Source organism: Actinoplanes sp. NPDC023936 (assembly GCF_040639325.1).
GTDB lineage: Bacteria > Actinomycetota > Actinomycetes > Mycobacteriales > Micromonosporaceae > Actinoplanes.
The window spans coordinates 320,162-335,066 of record NZ_JBEZZR010000006.1 but is presented as its reverse complement, the minus strand read 5'-3'; the positions used below and the strand labels follow the sequence as shown (position 1 = coordinate 335,066).

Genomic DNA, 14,905 nt, shown 5'->3' with positions numbered 1-14,905 from the left:
GCATGGCGAAGAAGGCGCTGATCATCAAGGCAGCGGCGAAGCCGAAGTTCGCTGTGCGTGCCTACACCCGGTGCCAGAAGTGCGGTCGCCCGCACTCGGTCTACCGCAAGTTCGGCCTGTGCCGCGTTTGCGTGCGGGACATGGCCCACCGCGGTGAGCTCCCCGGCGTGTCCAAGGCCAGCTGGTAACCCATCCAACCGCCCCGCCCGCCGCTCGTCAGCGGAGTAGAGGCCGGGTTTGTGCAATACCGCTTCGCCGTAGGCCCGCCCGCGGGAACCCCGGCGAGAAAGGTTGACGAATACCCATGACGATGACGGACCCGATCGCAGACATGCTCACGCGTCTGCGTAACGCCAACCAGGCGTACCACGACAAGGTGACGATGCCCTACTCGAAGATCAAGGCGAACATCGCCGAGGTCCTCAAGGCTGAGGGTTACATCGCCTCGTGGACGTCTGAGGAGCCCGAGGAGGGCGCGGTCGGCAAGCGTCTGGTCGTTGAGCTCAAGTACGGCCAGAACCGTGAGCGCAGCCTCGCCGGCATCAAGCGCGTCTCGAAGCCCGGCCTGCGGGTTTACGCCAAGTCCGACGAGCTGCCCCGTGTGCTCGGTGGTCTCGGTGTCGCGATCATTTCGACGTCCCAGGGATTGCTGACCGACAAGCAGGCCCGCAAGCGGAGCGTTGGCGGGGAAGTCCTCGCCTTCGTCTGGTAACTGGAGACTTAGACATGTCGCGAATCGGACGTAAGTCGATCCCGGTGCCGTCCGGAGTCGACATCACCATCACGGGCCAGACCGTCAAGGTCAAGGGCCCGAAGGGCGAGCTGTCGCACACCGTCGCCGAGCCGATCACGGTTTCGCAGGACGGCGGAGAGCTGCACGTCAACCGCCCCAACGACGAGCGCAGGGCCAAGGAGCTTCACGGCCTCTCGCGGACCCTCGTCGCCAACATGATCATCGGTGTCACCGAGGGTTACAAGAAGACCCTCGAGATCAACGGCACCGGTTACCGCGTGACCGCCAAGGGCAAGGACCTGGAGTTCGCTCTCGGTTTCTCGCACCCGGTGAACATCGTGCCACCGGCCGGCATCACCTTCTCGGTGGAGAAGCCGACCCAGTTCACGGTCGCCGGCATCGACAAGCAGCTGGTCGGTGAGGTCGCCGCGAACATCCGTAAGATCCGCCCGCCGGAGCCCTACAAGGGCAAGGGCGTCAAGTACCAGGGCGAGGTCATCCGCCGCAAGGCTGGAAAGGCAGGTAAGAAGTGACCGCCACGCTGCTCAAGCGCCGCAACGGCGGCGGGGTCGCCGCCGCGCGTGCCGTTGGCAAGGCGCGTCGGCACTTCCGGGTCCGCAAGAACATCCGCGGTACTGCCGAGCGTCCCCGCCTGGTCGTCACCCGGTCCACGCGGAACATCACCGCGCAGATCATCGACGACCTCAAGGGCCACACGCTGGTCTCGGCGTCCACGCTCGACAGCTCGATCCGTGGTGGCGAGGGCGACAAGAGCGCCCACGCCGGCAAGGTCGGCGCGCTCCTGGCCGAGCGGGCCAAGGCCGCGGGTATTTCCAAGGTGGTCTTCGACCGCGGTGGCAACAAGTACGCGGGCCGGATCGCCGCGCTTGCGGACGCCGCCCGCGAAGCCGGACTCGAGTTCTAGGAGGAATTGACCAATGCCTGGTCAGCAGCGCCGAGGCGGCGGGTCCGGCGGTAACACCGAGGGTGGCAACCGCAGGGACAACCGCCGTGAGGGCGGCCGCGGCAACGCGCCCGTCGAGAAGACCCCGCACCTCGAGCGGGTCGTCGCGATCAACCGTGTCGCGAAGGTCGTCAAGGGTGGTCGTCGCTTCAGCTTCACCGCCCTGGTGATCGTCGGCGACGGTGACGGCACCGTCGGCATCGGCTACGGAAAGGCCAAGGAGGTGCCCGCGGCAATCGCCAAGGGCGTCGAAGAGGCCAAGAAGCACTTCTTCAAGGTCCCGCGTATCGGTGCGACCATCCCGCACCCGATCACCGGCGAGGCCGCCGCGGGCGTCGTCCTGCTCAAGCCGGCTTCCGCTGGTACCGGTGTTATCGCCGGTGGCCCGGTGCGTGCCGTGCTGGAGTGCGCGGGTATCCACGACATCCTGTCGAAGAGCCTCGGCTCCTCGAACCCGATCAACATCGTGCACGCGACGGTGGCTGCTCTGAAGGGCCTCGAGTCGCCGGAGCAGGTCGCGACTCGCCGTGGGCTGCCGGTCGAGGACGTGGCGCCGGCGGCCATGCTGGCGGCGCGTGCGGAAGCGGCGGTGCGCTGATGGCACGCTTGAAGGTCACCCAGGTCCGGTCCGGTATCGGCCGTAAGCAGAACCAGCGGGACTCCCTGCGGTCGCTCGGCCTGAAGCGGATCAACGACGTGGTGGTCAAGGAGGACCGTCCCGAGATTCGGGGCATGATCTTCGCCGTGAACCACCTCGTGAGTGTTGAGGAGGTCGAGTAATGGCGATCAAGATCCACCACCTGCGCCCGGCGCCCGGTGCCAAGACCGCGAAGACTCGCGTCGGTCGTGGTGAGGGCTCCAAGGGCAAGACCGCCGGTCGCGGTACCAAGGGCACCGGCGCCCGGAAGAACGTCTCGGCGGCGTTCGAGGGTGGGCAGATGCCCATCCACATGCGCCTGCCGAAGATGAAGGGCCTGCGCAACAAGCCGCGCAACAAGGTCGTCTTCCAGGTCGTCAACCTGGACCGCCTCGCCGAGCTGTTCCCGAACGGCGGCGAGGTCGGCCCGGCCGAGCTGGTCGAGGCCGGCGCTGTCCGCAAGGGCCAGCCGGTCAAGGTCCTGGGCTCGGGCGAGCTGGGCGGCGTGTCGCTGACCATCAAGGCGCACGCGTTCAGCGAGTCGGCCAAGGAGAAGATCGCTGCTGCCGGTGGTTCGGTCACCGAGCTGTAGTTCGTGAAAAACGGTGGGAGGCCGTGGTACCGGGGAAGCCCGGCGCCACGGCCTCTCGCCGTTGCGCGGCCTGGACGGCGCGTGAGGCGACGAGAGCCGCCACGACGGTACGGAACACGGTCGTAACATCCGGTGCCCTCAGGGGCGTTCTGAGCGGGCCGCGCTGCCGTATTGTGAGAACCGGCCGGGACGGGTGACCGGCCAAGGTGGAGCACGCCCGGTTCGTACACGAATCCGGACAGTTGTGTTGTACTGGGGCATCGGACCATGCGACGCCGGTGGTTGAGCTCTCGGCGTTGCTGATACAGTGCTCCGCTGGCGGCCTCTACGGCTGCCCAATGATGTGTGCCCGAACTTCCGGGATACCGCAACCCAGAGTGTGGCGACCACGCAGGAGGATCAGTTGTTGTCCGCCTTCTCGAGCGCGCTTCGGACGCCTGACCTGCGGAAGAAGCTACTCTTCACGGTAGCGATTATCGCGATCTATCGTCTCGGTGCCACATTGCCCAGCCCCGGTGTGTCCTACGCCAATGTGAAGGCCTGCCTGGCTCTCACCGAGGCTTCCGGCAACGGCGTGCTGAACCTACTCAACCTCTTCTCCGGCGGTGCGCTGCTTCAGCTCTCCGTTTTCGCGCTGGGCATCATGCCGTACATCACGGCGTCGATCATCCTGCAGCTGCTCACGGTCGTGATCCCGCGACTCGAGCAGCTTCGCAAGGAGGGCCAGTCCGGCCAAGCGAAGATCACGCAGTACACCCGGTACCTGACGCTCGGCCTCGCCGTGCTGCAGGCCAGCGCGTTCGTCGCGCTGGCGCGCACCGGTCAGCTCTTCGGCAACGTCTGCGACCAGGACAACCCGGCGTACCAGATCATCCCGGAGGACACCGGTCTTCCGATGTGGCTGACGCTGACCGTCCTGGTGATGACGATGACCGCCGGCACCGGCGTGGTCATGTGGCTCGGCGAGCTGATCACCGACCGCGGCGTCGGCAACGGCATGTCGGTCCTGATCTTCACCTCGATCGCGGCCCGCCTCCCCGGCGAGGGCTGGACGATCAAGACGTCGAGCGGCACCGGCAAGTTCCTGCTGGTGATCGGCCTGGTCCTGGTGATCATCGCGCTGGTCGTCTTCATCGAGCAGGCGCAGCGCCGCATCCCGGTCCAGTACGCGAAGCGCATGATCGGCCGGCGGATGTACGGCGGCACCTCCACCTACATCCCGCTCAAGGTCAACCAGGCTGGTGTCGTTCCGGTCATCTTCGGGTCCTCGCTGCTCTACCTGCCGCAGCTGTACCTGCAGTTCTTCGACCAGAACAACCTCAAGGGCTACCAGATCTGGATCCAGAACAATCTGGCTGACCCGACGAGCCCGATCTACATCGGCCTCTACTTCCTGCTGATCATCTTCTTCACGTACTTCTACGTGTCGATCACGTTCAACCCGACTGAGGTCGCGGAGAACATGAAGAAGTACGGTGGTTTCGTTCCGGGCATCCGTCCGGGCAAGCCGACCGCCGACTACCTGGACTTCATCCTCAGCCGTATCACGCTGCCGGGCGCGCTCTACCTGGCACTGATCTCGGTCCTGCCGAACTTCTTCTTCATCTGGCTGAACGCGCAGCAGTACCAGAACTTCCCGTTCGGTGGTACGGCAGTGCTGATCATGGTGGGTGTGGGTCTGGAGACGGTGAAGCAGATCGAGAGCCAGCTCATGCAGCGGAACTACGAAGGGTTCCTGCGGTAGTGGGGACGCAGGGCCGGGGGGCTCTGGCGTCGACGGTGGGCGTGGTTTCTCCTGACCGAAGCGAGGCGATGTAGGTGCGGCTGGTACTGGTGGGCCCTCCGGGGGCCGGCAAGGGGACCCAGGCTGAGTTCATCGCCGCCCATCTCGCCGTACCGAAGATCTCGACCGGTGACATCTTCCGCGCCAACGTGTCGCAGGGGACGCCGCTCGGCGTCGAGGCCAAGCGCTACATGGACGCCGGCCAGCTCGTTCCCGACGAGGTGACCATCAACATGGTGCGTGACCGGCTCGCCGAGCCGGACGCGAGCGACGGCTTCCTGCTGGACGGCTTCCCCCGGACCGTGCCGCAGGCGCAGGCGCTGGACAAGCTCCTCGCCGACCTGGGCACCGCGCTGGACATCGTGATGGAGCTCGTGGTCGACGACGACGAGGTGATCCGCCGGCTCTCCGGCCGGCGGACCTGCCGTGGTTGCGGAAAGATCTGGCACGTCGAGTTCGACCCGACGAGCAAGGAGAACATCTGCGACCGCTGCGGCAGCGACCTGTTCCAGCGGGACGACGACAAGGCCGAGACGATCGCGAACCGGCTGGTGGAGTACTCGGACAAGACCGCGCCGCTTGTCGACTTCTACGGTGCGCAGGGCAAGCTCGTGGGCATCGACGCGACCGGACCGGTCGAGGATGTGACTGTGCGCGCGATCGACGCTCTGCGCTCCTACGGGGGCTGACGTGGCGCGCAACGAGCAGAACATCCAGCTGAAGTCGGTCGAGCAGATCGAGCTGATGCGGGCGGCCGGCCTGATCGTGGCGGCCGCTCTGGACGCCATGCGGGACGCCGTGGCGCCCGGTGTGTCGACCGGCGACCTGGACGCGATCGCGGAGAAGGTGATCCGTGACGCCGGGGCGATCCCGTCGTTCAAGGGCTACCACGGCTTCCCGGCCTCGATCTGCGCCTCGGTCAACGAGCAGGTGGTGCACGGCATCCCGAGCACCGAGCAGATCCTCCGCGAGGGCGACCTGATCTCCCTGGACTGCGGGGCGATCCTGGAGGGCTGGCACGGCGACTCGGCGATCACCGTCGGGGTCGGCGAGACCGATCCGGCGCTGCTGCGGATGGCCGAGGTCGCCGAGGACGCCATGTGGGCGGGTATCGCCGCGGCGGCCCGCGGCGCGGCGAACGGCCGGGGCCGGCTGACGGACATCTCCTTCAACATCGAGAAGGTGATCCGCAAGGCCGGCCGGTACGGGATCGTCGACGGTTACGGCGGCCACGGCATCGGCACCGAGATGCACCAGGACCCGCACGTGCTCAACCACGGCAAGCCGGGCCGCGGCATCCGGGTGGTCCCGGGGATGGCCCTGGCGATCGAGCCGATGATCACGATGGGCTCGCCCCGGACGGTCGAGCTCGACGACGGCTGGACCGTGGTGACCCGGGACCGCTCCCGTGCCGCGCACGTGGAGCACACCATGGCGCTGCTGGACGACGGGGTGTGGGTGACCACCGCGCACGACGGCGGCCGGTCCCGTCTCGGCGATCTGGTGACCGCCAGACAGCCGTAGAACCGTCGCCCATAGATGAACTGGACCCCGGCTGGCATGCTGGGGTCCATGGGGCGCGAGGGAATGCGAGCGGGCGACGCCGACCGGCAGCAGGTGGCGGATCAGCTGAAGAAGGCACTCGACGAGGGCCGGCTCGACCTCGGCGAGTATGACGAGCGGATCCAGCGGGCGTACGGCGCGCGGACCTACGCCGACCTGGACGGGCTGCTGGACGACCTGCCGGGCACGGTGCCGGTCCAGAAGTCCCAGATCCAGCCGACGCCACCGGCCCCCGGTGTTCCGGCCGCTGCGGCAGCCGAGGCGCCCGGCCGCAGGAGCGGTGTCCAGCCCGCGATCGGCCTTTTTCTGCTCTGCACGGTGATCTGGGGCATCTCCAGCCTGGCTTCGGGTGAGGCGTATTACTTCTGGCCGGCCTGGGTGCTGATCCCGGTGGCCTTCGCGGTCCTGGCGCGACTGGGAGATCGGGACAAGCGTCGCCACTGAGGCGATAAAGTCGTACATGTCCGTCGCGGACACGCCCGACCCCGGGTTGCGGAACCCTCAGTTTGGCGTCGGTGTAACGGGCGCGTAGACTAGCGTGCTGGCGCGCAGCGTCCTCTCCTCCATGTCCTCAAGCGCTTCGAGGGCGGGGGAGCCGCGGCTGGTCCGAGCGTTTTTCAGCTCGGGTAAGACGTTGCACAGCCTGCCCCAAGAACCCGATGTCAGGTAGCGGAGGACATGCCAAAGAAAGACGGAGCCATCGAGATCGAAGGCCGAGTGATCGAGCCCCTGCCGAACGCAATGTTCCGCGTTGAGCTCGCTAATGGTCACAAGGTCCTGGCACACATCTCCGGCAAGATGCGGCAGCACTACATCCGCATCCTTCCCGAGGACAGGGTCGTCGTCGAACTCTCGCCGTACGACCTGACCCGTGGGCGAATCGTCTACCGCTACAAGTAAGCAGCGGGTCGCGGGGATTTTCTATCCCGTCTGACTGAGAGTTAAGGCAAACCGTGAAGGTCAAGCCGAGCGTCAAGCGGATCTGCAACAACTGCCGGGTCATCCGGCGGCACGGCCGGGTCATGGTCATCTGCAGCACCGACCCGCGCCACAAGCAGCGCCAGGGCTGATCACAGCCTCGACGCAGGATCCGTACCACTGAACAAGCTCGTCCCGGCCACGCATGCACGCGCATGAGTGGCTGTACCCCCGGTCGGAGGCCGGGGCCCGCCCGGGCAGGCGGGGTGGGACAGGCACAGACCTCCGTGAGAAACCTGAGGAGTACGCCCACTTATGGCTCGACTCGTCGGCGTTGATCTTCCCCGCGAAAAGCGGATGGAGATCGCGCTCACCTACATCTTCGGCATCGGTCGCACCCGTGCCGTCGAGGCACTGACTGCTACCGCAATTGACCTGAACAAGCGCGCCAAGGACCTCACGGACGAGGAGCTGGTCCAGCTCCGCGACTACATCGAGTCCAACTTCAAGGTTGAAGGCGACCTGCGCCGCGAGGTCGCTGCGGACATCCGCCGCAAGGTTGAGATCGGCTGCTACGCCGGCATCCGCCACCGCAAGGGCCTGCCCGTGCGTGGACAGCGGACCCGGACCAACGCTCGTACCCGCAAGGGCCCGAAGCGCACGGTCGCCGGTAAGAAGAAGCCCGGTCGGAAGTAATAGGAGCGCACTGACTTATGCCACCGAAGGCACGCGCAGGGGCCGCCGTCAAGAAGGTCCGGCGCAAGGAACGCAAGAACGTCGCCCACGGGCAGGCGCACATCAAGAGCACCTTCAACAACACCATCGTGTCGATCACCGACCCGACCGGTGCTGTGATCTCCTGGGCCTCGTCCGGCCAGGTGGGCTTCAAGGGCTCCCGCAAGTCGACCCCGTTCGCCGCGCAGCTGGCTGCCGAGGCCGCCGCTCGCCGTGCCATGGAGCACGGCATGCGCAAGGTGGACGTCTTCGTGAAGGGTCCCGGTTCCGGCCGGGAGACCGCCATCCGTTCGCTGCAGGCCGCCGGCCTCGAGGTCGGTCAGATCTCCGACGTCACGCCGCAGCCGCACAACGGTTGCCGCCCGCCGAAGCGTCGCCGGGTCTAAGGGGGATTGACTGATGGCTCGTTACACCGGTGCTGACTGCAAGCGCTGCCGCCGCGAGAAGATGAAGCTCTTCCTCAAGGGCAGCAAGTGCGACGGACCGAAGTGCCCCTTCGAGTCCCGTCCGTTCCCGCCCGGCCAGCACGGCCGTGGCCGGACCAAGGAGACCGAGTACCTTCTGCAGCACCGCGAGAAGCAGAAGGCGCGTCGGGCGTACGGCGTTCTGGAGAAGCAGTTCCGCGGTTACTACGAGGAAGCCGTGAACAAGCCGGGTAAGACCGGTGAGGTTCTGCTGCAGATCCTCGAGACCCGTCTCGACAACGTCGTCTACCGGGCCGGCTACGCCGCGTCCCGCGACATGGCCCGGCAGCTGGTCAAGCACGGCCACTTCCTGGTCAACGGTTCCAAGGTCGACATCCCGTCGTACCGGGTCAAGGAACACGACATCGTCACCGTGCGTGAGAAGTCGAAGGAAATGACCCCGTTCGTCGTGGCGCAGGCCCAGGCCGGCTCCCGCCCCGTTCCGGCGTGGCTCGAGCCGATCCCGGCCGAGATGAAGATCCTGATCCACTCGATCCCGGCCCGCGCTGTCATCGACACGCAGGTCCAGGAGCAGTTGATCGTCGAGCTTTACTCGAAGTAACACATTGCCCGGCGCTCTCCCGAGCGCCGGGCAATCCCGATGGCCATCAAATAGTGGGTGGCCGGACAGAAAGAAGAACAGCGTGCTCATCAGCCAGCGGCCGACCCTCTCGGAGGAGTCGCTCAGCGAGACCCGCTCCCGGTTCACCATCGAGCCTCTGGAGCCGGGCTTCGGCTACACCCTCGGTAACTCGCTGCGTCGGACCCTGCTGTCGTCCATCCCGGGCGCGGCGGTCACCAGCATCAAGATCGACGGCGTGCTGCACGAGTTCACCACGATCCCCGGTGTCAAGGAGGACGTGGTCGAGCTGGTCATGAACGTCAAGGAACTGACCGTCAGCTCCGAGCACGACGAGCCGGTCAGCATGTACCTGCGCAAGCAGGGCCCTGGCGACGTGACCGCCGGTGACATCCAGCCCCCGGCTGGCGTCTCCGTGCACAACCCCGACCTGAAGCTGGCCACCCTGAACAGCAAGGGCCGGCTCGACATGGAGCTCACCGTCGAGCGGGGCCGTGGCTACGTCACGGCGGCGCAGAACAAGAGCGCCGGCGCCGAGATCGGCCGGATCCCGGTCGACTCGATCTACTCGCCGGTCCTCAAGGTGACCTACCGCGTCGAGGCGACCCGTGTCGAGCAGCGCACCGACTTCGACCGTCTGATCATCGACGTCGAGTCGAAGGCGTCGATCTCGCCGCGGACCGCGCTGGCCTCGGCCGGCTCGACCCTCGTCGAGCTCTTCGGTCTCTGCCGTGAGCTGGACGAGACCGCCGAGGGCATCGACATCGGCCCGTCGCCGCAGGATGCTCAGCTGGCTGCCGATCTGGCCCTGCCGATCGAGGAGCTGGACCTCACCGTCCGGTCGTACAACTGCCTCAAGCGCGAGGGCATCAATAGCGTGGGCGAGTTGATAGGGCGTACGGAGGCTGACCTTCTGGACATCCGGAACTTCGGCCAGAAGTCGATCGACGAGGTCAAGATGAAGCTCGCCGGAATGGGCCTGGGCCTGAAGGACAGCGCGCCGTCCTTCGACCCGGCGCACGTCGTGGACTCGTTCGGCGACGTGGATTACGACACCGACGACTACCGCGAGACCGAGCAGCTGTAATTCCCGCTGTCGCGCCATAACTCTGCTGCCTGAGGCGGCTCCGCCGCACTGCAAGACATATCCACGAGGAGCATCGTAAAAATGCCCACGCCCACCAAGGGTGCCCGCCTCGGCGGCAGCCCGGCACACGAGAAGCTCATCCTGGCCAACCTGGCCACTGAGCTCTTCCGGCACGGGAAGATCAAGACCACCGAGACGAAGGCCCGGCGGCTGCGCCCGCTGGCCGAGCAGCTCATCACGAAGGCCAAGCGCGGCGACCTGCACGCCCGTCGCCGGGTTCTGACCGTCGTGAAGGACAAGGACGTCGTGTACGCCCTGTTCGAGCAGATCGCTCCGCGGTACACGAACCGCCCCGGCGGCTACACCCGGATCACCAAGACCGGCCCCCGCAAGGGCGACGCCGCTCCCATGGCGGTCATCGAGCTGGTCGAGGAGCTGCAGGTCGCGGCCACCACCGCCGCGCCGTCGAAGGCTGACCGCAAGGCCGCCGCGCAGCAGGCCAAGGTCGAGGCGCTCGCGCCCGAGGACGACGCGCCGAAGAGCGCTCCGGCCGCGGACACCGACGCTGACCAGGACGCCGAGGCGCCCGTGAACGCGTCCGGTGACAAGGGTGCCGAGGGTCCCGGCGACCAGGCCGAGGGCGACGACACCACGAAGGCCTGATCTCAGGTTTTTCAGAAAGGCCCGGTACCCCGTTCGGGTGCCGGGCCTTTCGCTTGGCGAAAACGACGCGAGGAGCACGCCCGCAATGCCGGAATCCATCCGCCTTCGACTGGACGTGTCGTACGACGGCGCCGGCTTCTCGGGCTGGGCCGCCCAGCCGGCCCGCCGGACGGTTGCCGGTGTGCTCACCGAGGCGCTGGGACGGCTCGTCGGGCCGGACACACCGCTCGGGTTGACGGTCGCCGGCCGTACCGATGCGGGGGTGCACGCCACCGGCCAGGTCTGCCACATCGACCTGCCGACCGAGGACTGGGAGCGTCTCTCCGGATCGCTGCTGCGCCGGCTCGCGGCCCTGATGCCGCCGGACGCCCGGGTGCGCGCGGTCCGCCCGGTCCCGGACACCTTCGACGCGCGCTTCTCGGCGACGTTCCGCCGGTACGAGTACCGCGTCTGCGACGAGCAGTGGGGTCCGGAGCCGCTGCGCCGGCACGACACGCTCGGCTGGCTGCGCCCGCTCCAGGAGGACCGGCTCAACGCCGCGGCGGCCGGGCTGCTCGGCGAGCACGACTTCGCGGCGTTCTGCAAGCGCAAGGAACACGCCACCACGATCCGCGCGATCAGCCGGCTGGACTGGCGCCGCGACCCGGACCGGATCCTGGTGGCGACCGTCCAGGCGGACGCGTTCTGCCAGGCGATGGTCCGCAGCCTGGTGGGCGCGATGCTCTTCGTCGGCGACGGCCGCCGCGAGCCGGACTGGCCGGCCCGGCTGCTGACGCTGCGGGAACGCTCCAGCGAGGTGACGGTGGCGCCCGCGCACGGTCTGACGCTGGTGGCGGTCGGTTACCCGGACGAGGCGGAGTACGCCACCCGGGCCGAGGCCACCCGCCGCCTCCGAGCCTGAACTCAACACGCAGGCCGGACCGCACCCGCATTCCACACGGGCGGTGGGACGGGCTTGAGTGTGTGGAGTTGGGGCGTGTTCCGCACCCGTATTCCACACGGGCGGCGGGACGGGCTTGAGTGTGTGGAACTGGGGCGCTATCCGCACCACAACTCCACACGCAAGCGGGCCGGTTCTACGTGACCGGCAGGGTGCCGCTCAGGTGGGTGTCCAGCAGATCCGTGGTTATCCGGGTGACCGCCGGGTCGTCGCCCGGGACCAGCTCGCCCGTGGGGCTGACGATCACGCAGTAGATCAGGTAGTGGTCATGGGTGCGCCAGGCGACGGGTGTGCCCGGCGGGGTGTCGGCGCCGGTCAGCGTGGCGAAACTGCCGTCGCCGGTCTCGACCAGGTCGCGCACCACCTCGCTGACCGCAGCCGCGCTCGGCGTGTCCGGCAGGGTGAGCACACCGGCGGTCACCCGGTAGTCGGCGTAGGGGACGGTGAGGACGGCCCGGATCGCCTGCGAGCACCCGTACCCCTGAAGCACCGACCGCAAGCCGCCGGTGACGGCGACCGGGCAATCGGCCTCGACCCGCGCCTGGCTCGCCCGGAAGAGGGACGCCTGGTCGGGGAAGACGGCGGTGGCGGTGAGCGGTCCGGACGTCCCGGCGGCCGGCGCGCGGCGTTTGTCGGCGACGATCAGCACGCCCACCATCACGCAGATGCCGAGCACGATCAGGGCGGCCAGGCCGCGGGTGAGCAGGTCGGCCGTTCGCAGGGGTTCCCGCCGCAGGTGCCGGCGGCTGTGCGCCCGGGTGCGATGCTGGCCGGTGGCTATCGGGAAGAACGGCCTCAGGACCAGAGCGTGCGCGGCATGGTGGGCGGGGCGCGTGGGGATGGCGTACCGCATGGACCCAAGCTAGGCGGGGACGCTGATCTATGAACGCACAATTTGTCCGGTACCCCGCCGTCCCGCCGCTCGTTGCGCGGCGGGAGACTTGCCTGGTGAGTGCCGACCATTACTTCACCGCCGACCCGGATGCGCCGTTGCGGCGCGGCGAGATCGAGTTCAGCGTCGCCGGCAAGGACCACCGGCTCGCCGTCGCGTCCGGGGTGTTCTCGGCCGGGCGGCTGGATCCGGGCACCGCCGTGCTGCTGCGCAAGGCGGATTTGCCGGACGCCGCCGCCACCGGCACGTTCCTCGACCTGGGTTGCGGTTACGGGCCGATCGCCCGGGTGCTGGCCACCGAGGCGCCGCAGGCCGAGGTCTACGCCGTGGACGTCAACGCCCGGGCCCGCGATCTGACCGCGGAGAACACCAAGGGCCTGCGGGTACGGGTGTTCGCGCCCGACGACGTGCCGGCGGACGTGGAGTTCCAGCAGATCTGGAGCAACCCGCCCACCCACGTCGGCAAGGCGGAGCTGCACGGGCTGATGGAGCGGTGGCTGCCGCGGCTGGCGCCGGACGGCGTCGCCTGGCTGGTGATCAACCGGAACCTCGGTGGTGATTCCCTGCACAGCTGGCTGACCGGCCTCGGCTGGCAGGTCGAGCGGGTGGCCAGCCAGCGGGGGTTCAGAGTCCTGAAGGTCACCCGAAAATCGGCTGACTGACAGACCGGCACCGGGGAGGATGCCGGGCATGGGTTACGTGGATGTCGCCGGCGCCGGTTTCGTGCTCCCGGACGGGCGGGAGCTCTTCGCCGACGTGTCGTTCCGGGTCGGCGAGGGCGCGAAGGTGGCGCTGGTCGGGCCGAACGGGGCCGGCAAGACGACGCTGATGCGCATGGTCGCGGGCGACATCCCGACGCAGAGCGGGACCATCGCGCGTTCCGGCGGCCTCGGCGTGATGCGCCAGTTCATCGGCATGATCGGCGACGACCGTACCCTCGAAGATCTTGCTCTGTCCCTTGTCGCACCCGCGCTCGGCGCGGCAGGTGAGCGACTCCGCGCCTCGGCCGCGGCCCTCGACGAGACCGAGAAGAGCCAGATCGGGTACGCGAACGCGCTCGCCCACTGGGGTGAGGTGGGCGGTTACGAGGCGGAGGTCCTCTTCGACACGGTCGCCGTCGCGATCCTCGGCAAGTCGTGGGAGGAGACCAAGGACCGGATCGTGCGGACCCTCTCCGGCGGCGAGCAGAAACGGTTCGCGCTGGACCTGCTGCTCCGGGGGAGCGACGAGGTGCTGCTGCTCGACGAGCCGGACAACTTCCTCGACGTCCCGGCGAAACGCTGGCTGGAGCAGCGGATGCGGGAGTCGTCGAAATCGATCCTCTACGTCTCGCACGACCGGGAGCTGCTGGCGCAGACCGCGGACCGGGTGGTGGCCGTCGAGGGCGGTGGCGCCTGGACGCATCCGGGCGGCTTCGCCTCCTGGCACGAGGCCCGGTCGAACCGGCACGAGCGGATGGAGGAGCTGCGCCGCCGTTGGGACGAGGAACACGAGAAACTGCGTGAGCTGGTCTTCACGCTCAAGAACAAGGCGGCCTACAACGACGGCCTCGCCTCGCGCTATCAGGCCGCACAGACCCGGCTGCGCAAGTTCGAGGAGGCCGGTCCGCCGCCGCTGCCGCCGAAGGAGCAGTCGCTGCGGATGAACCTGCGCGGCGGCCGCACCGGCAAGCGCTCGGTGATGTGCGAGCATCTCGAGCTGGAGAACCTGACGTTCCCCTTCGACCTGGAGATCTGGTACGGGGACCGGGTCGCGGTGCTCGGCGCGAACGGCACCGGCAAGTCCCACTTCCTGCGGCTGCTCGCGGCCGGCGGCTCCGAGCCGGACCTGGAGCACAAGCCGGTCGACGGCGCGCCGCTCACGCACGTGATGCACGACGGCGTTGCCCGGCTCGGCGCGCGGGTCCGTCCCGGCCACTTCTCGCAGACCCACGACCGGCCGGAGCTGATGGAGAAGACGCTCGTCGAGATCCTCTGGCGTGGCGACGAGCACCGCTCCGGAGTCGACCGGGCCGGCGCGATGAAGGCGCTCAACCGGTACGAGCTGGCGGCACAGGGCGATCAGCGGTTCGGCACGCTCTCCGGCGGTCAGCAGGCCCGGTTCCTGGTGCTGCTGCTGGAGTTGTCCGGCGCCACGTTGCTGCTGCTCGACGAGCCGACGGACAACCTGGACCTGGCGTCGGCGGAGGCGCTGGAGGAGGGCTTGAAAGCCTTCGACGGTACGGTGATGGCCGTCACCCACGACCGCTGGTTCACCCGCAGTTTTGATCGATTCGTGCTGTTCAGGGGCGACGGCGAGGTCGTCGAGGTCCCGGAGCCAGTTTGGGACGTCCGCTAGCGTTTGATCTCACCGAC

22 protein-coding genes are annotated in these 14,905 nt (G+C 68.0%); 21 read left to right on the top strand and 1 reads right to left on the bottom strand.

The features are described 5' to 3' along the window. Positions 1 to 2 precede the first annotated feature (2 nt). The 19 genes from AB0F72_RS11900 (at position 3) to truA (ending at position 11,620) form a co-directional block, all read left to right on the top strand. Positions 3 to 188, top strand: coding sequence for a type Z 30S ribosomal protein S14 (locus AB0F72_RS11900; protein ID WP_014440734.1), 186 nt, complete (start codon positions 3 to 5; stop codon positions 186 to 188). A 116-nt stretch (positions 189 to 304) separates the two neighbouring features. Beyond that, positions 305 to 712 carry a 30S ribosomal protein S8 gene (rpsH, locus tag AB0F72_RS11895; protein WP_014440735.1) on the top strand — a complete coding sequence of 136 codons (408 nt, stop codon included), beginning with the start codon at positions 305 to 307 and terminating at the stop codon, positions 710 to 712. 14 nt (positions 713 to 726) lie between these two features. Beyond that, positions 727 to 1,266, top strand: a complete 540-nt coding sequence (rplF, locus tag AB0F72_RS11890) for a 50S ribosomal protein L6 (RefSeq protein WP_360429181.1) — start codon at positions 727 to 729, stop codon at positions 1,264 to 1,266. 8 nt (positions 1,267 to 1,274) lie between these two features. Continuing rightward, positions 1,275 to 1,658 carry a 50S ribosomal protein L18 gene (gene rplR, locus AB0F72_RS11885; RefSeq protein ID WP_360429314.1) on the top strand — a complete coding sequence of 128 codons (384 nt, stop codon included), beginning with the start codon at positions 1,275 to 1,277 and terminating at the stop codon, positions 1,656 to 1,658. 13 nt (positions 1,659 to 1,671) lie between these two features. Beyond that, positions 1,672 to 2,295: a 30S ribosomal protein S5 gene (rpsE, locus tag AB0F72_RS11880; RefSeq protein WP_360429178.1), complete on the top strand. Its 624-nt coding sequence runs from the start codon at positions 1,672 to 1,674 to the stop codon at positions 2,293 to 2,295. After that, complete coding sequence (rpmD, locus tag AB0F72_RS11875) at positions 2,295 to 2,477, top strand: 50S ribosomal protein L30 (protein WP_014440739.1); 183 nt, start codon at positions 2,295 to 2,297, stop codon at positions 2,475 to 2,477. Before rpsE ends, rpmD begins: the two co-directional genes overlap by 1 nt. Beyond that, positions 2,477 to 2,926 carry a 50S ribosomal protein L15 gene (gene rplO, locus AB0F72_RS11870; protein ID WP_014440740.1) on the top strand — a complete coding sequence of 150 codons (450 nt, stop codon included), beginning with the start codon at positions 2,477 to 2,479 and terminating at the stop codon, positions 2,924 to 2,926. The genes rpmD and rplO overlap by 1 nt, the downstream gene beginning before the upstream one ends. A gap of 403 nt (positions 2,927 to 3,329) precedes the next feature. After that, on the top strand, positions 3,330 to 4,670 hold the full coding sequence (gene secY / locus AB0F72_RS11865; protein WP_360429173.1) for a preprotein translocase subunit SecY: 1,341 nt from the start codon (positions 3,330 to 3,332) through the stop codon (positions 4,668 to 4,670). Positions 4,671 to 4,744: 74 nt separating this feature from the next. Further along, complete coding sequence (locus AB0F72_RS11860) at positions 4,745 to 5,398, top strand: adenylate kinase (RefSeq protein ID WP_360429171.1); 654 nt, start codon at positions 4,745 to 4,747, stop codon at positions 5,396 to 5,398. Between the two features lies 1 nt (position 5,399). After that, positions 5,400 to 6,233 carry a type I methionyl aminopeptidase gene (gene map, locus AB0F72_RS11855; RefSeq protein WP_360429168.1) on the top strand — a complete coding sequence of 278 codons (834 nt, stop codon included), beginning with the start codon at positions 5,400 to 5,402 and terminating at the stop codon, positions 6,231 to 6,233. A gap of 48 nt (positions 6,234 to 6,281) precedes the next feature. Next, positions 6,282 to 6,716 (top strand): DUF1707 domain-containing protein, encoded by a 435-nt coding sequence (locus tag AB0F72_RS11850; RefSeq protein WP_360429166.1) that lies wholly within the window; start codon positions 6,282 to 6,284, stop codon positions 6,714 to 6,716. A gap of 234 nt (positions 6,717 to 6,950) precedes the next feature. Beyond that, positions 6,951 to 7,172, top strand: coding sequence for a translation initiation factor IF-1 (infA, locus tag AB0F72_RS11845; protein ID WP_007073013.1), 222 nt, complete (start codon positions 6,951 to 6,953; stop codon positions 7,170 to 7,172). Positions 7,173 to 7,225: 53 nt separating this feature from the next. Next, positions 7,226 to 7,342, top strand: a complete 117-nt coding sequence (gene rpmJ, locus AB0F72_RS11840) for a 50S ribosomal protein L36 (protein WP_014440745.1) — start codon at positions 7,226 to 7,228, stop codon at positions 7,340 to 7,342. A 163-nt stretch (positions 7,343 to 7,505) separates the two neighbouring features. Beyond that, entirely contained in the window at positions 7,506 to 7,886 is a 381-nt protein-coding gene (gene rpsM / locus AB0F72_RS11835; RefSeq protein ID WP_014440746.1) for a 30S ribosomal protein S13, read from the top strand. 17 nt (positions 7,887 to 7,903) lie between these two features. Then, complete coding sequence (gene rpsK / locus AB0F72_RS11830; protein WP_014440747.1) at positions 7,904 to 8,311, top strand: 30S ribosomal protein S11; 408 nt, start codon at positions 7,904 to 7,906, stop codon at positions 8,309 to 8,311. Positions 8,312 to 8,324: 13 nt separating this feature from the next. Next, on the top strand, positions 8,325 to 8,951 hold the full coding sequence (rpsD, locus tag AB0F72_RS11825) for a 30S ribosomal protein S4 (protein WP_014440748.1): 627 nt from the start codon (positions 8,325 to 8,327) through the stop codon (positions 8,949 to 8,951). A gap of 82 nt (positions 8,952 to 9,033) precedes the next feature. Then, positions 9,034 to 10,056, top strand: coding sequence for a DNA-directed RNA polymerase subunit alpha (locus AB0F72_RS11820; RefSeq protein WP_014440749.1), 1,023 nt, complete (start codon positions 9,034 to 9,036; stop codon positions 10,054 to 10,056). A gap of 81 nt (positions 10,057 to 10,137) precedes the next feature. Next, entirely contained in the window at positions 10,138 to 10,719 is a 582-nt protein-coding gene (gene rplQ, locus AB0F72_RS11815; RefSeq protein WP_014440750.1) for a 50S ribosomal protein L17, read from the top strand. 85 nt (positions 10,720 to 10,804) lie between these two features. After that, complete coding sequence (gene truA / locus AB0F72_RS11810) at positions 10,805 to 11,620, top strand: tRNA pseudouridine(38-40) synthase TruA (protein ID WP_360429161.1); 816 nt, start codon at positions 10,805 to 10,807, stop codon at positions 11,618 to 11,620. Between the two features lie 175 nt (positions 11,621 to 11,795). On the opposite strand, the gene AB0F72_RS11805 is transcribed toward truA, so the two are convergent. Then, complete coding sequence (locus AB0F72_RS11805; RefSeq protein WP_360429159.1) at positions 11,796 to 12,512, bottom strand: hypothetical protein; 717 nt, start codon at positions 12,510 to 12,512, stop codon at positions 11,796 to 11,798. Between the two features lie 95 nt (positions 12,513 to 12,607). Here AB0F72_RS11805 and AB0F72_RS11800 point away from each other — a divergent pair, with 95 nt between their 5' ends. Together AB0F72_RS11800 and AB0F72_RS11795 are read left to right on the top strand one after the other, a co-directional pair. Then, positions 12,608 to 13,213 carry a methyltransferase gene (locus AB0F72_RS11800; RefSeq protein WP_360429156.1) on the top strand — a complete coding sequence of 202 codons (606 nt, stop codon included), beginning with the start codon at positions 12,608 to 12,610 and terminating at the stop codon, positions 13,211 to 13,213. A gap of 28 nt (positions 13,214 to 13,241) precedes the next feature. Continuing rightward, positions 13,242 to 14,888, top strand: coding sequence for an ATP-binding cassette domain-containing protein (locus tag AB0F72_RS11795; protein ID WP_360429153.1), 1,647 nt, complete (start codon positions 13,242 to 13,244; stop codon positions 14,886 to 14,888). The last annotated feature ends 17 nt before the right edge of the window (positions 14,889 to 14,905 follow it).

What these genes read in the sequence shown, in the direction of transcription:
- rplF (WP_360429181.1), top strand. Translation starts at nt 727, where the DNA reads ATGTCGCGAATCGGACGTAAGTCGATCCCGGTGCCGTCCGGAGTCGAC.
- AB0F72_RS11900 (WP_014440734.1), top strand. Translation starts at nt 3, where the DNA reads ATGGCGAAGAAGGCGCTGATCATCAAGGCAGCGGCGAAGCCGAAGTTC.
- AB0F72_RS11805 (WP_360429159.1), bottom strand. Translation starts at nt 12,512, where the DNA reads ATGCGGTACGCCATCCCCACGCGCCCCGCCCACCATGCCGCGCACGCT.
- rpsH (WP_014440735.1), top strand. Translation starts at nt 305, where the DNA reads ATGACGATGACGGACCCGATCGCAGACATGCTCACGCGTCTGCGTAAC.
- rpmD (WP_014440739.1), top strand. Translation starts at nt 2,295, where the DNA reads ATGGCACGCTTGAAGGTCACCCAGGTCCGGTCCGGTATCGGCCGTAAG.
- rpsE (WP_360429178.1), top strand. Translation starts at nt 1,672, where the DNA reads ATGCCTGGTCAGCAGCGCCGAGGCGGCGGGTCCGGCGGTAACACCGAG.
- AB0F72_RS11850 (WP_360429166.1), top strand. Translation starts at nt 6,282, where the DNA reads ATGGGGCGCGAGGGAATGCGAGCGGGCGACGCCGACCGGCAGCAGGTG.
- infA (WP_007073013.1), top strand. Translation starts at nt 6,951, where the DNA reads ATGCCAAAGAAAGACGGAGCCATCGAGATCGAAGGCCGAGTGATCGAG.
- rpsK (WP_014440747.1), top strand. Translation starts at nt 7,904, where the DNA reads ATGCCACCGAAGGCACGCGCAGGGGCCGCCGTCAAGAAGGTCCGGCGC.
- rplO (WP_014440740.1), top strand. Translation starts at nt 2,477, where the DNA reads ATGGCGATCAAGATCCACCACCTGCGCCCGGCGCCCGGTGCCAAGACC.
- rplQ (WP_014440750.1), top strand. Translation starts at nt 10,138, where the DNA reads ATGCCCACGCCCACCAAGGGTGCCCGCCTCGGCGGCAGCCCGGCACAC.
- AB0F72_RS11795 (WP_360429153.1), top strand. Translation starts at nt 13,242, where the DNA reads ATGGGTTACGTGGATGTCGCCGGCGCCGGTTTCGTGCTCCCGGACGGG.
- truA (WP_360429161.1), top strand. Translation starts at nt 10,805, where the DNA reads ATGCCGGAATCCATCCGCCTTCGACTGGACGTGTCGTACGACGGCGCC.
- rpsD (WP_014440748.1), top strand. Translation starts at nt 8,325, where the DNA reads ATGGCTCGTTACACCGGTGCTGACTGCAAGCGCTGCCGCCGCGAGAAG.
- rpsM (WP_014440746.1), top strand. Translation starts at nt 7,506, where the DNA reads ATGGCTCGACTCGTCGGCGTTGATCTTCCCCGCGAAAAGCGGATGGAG.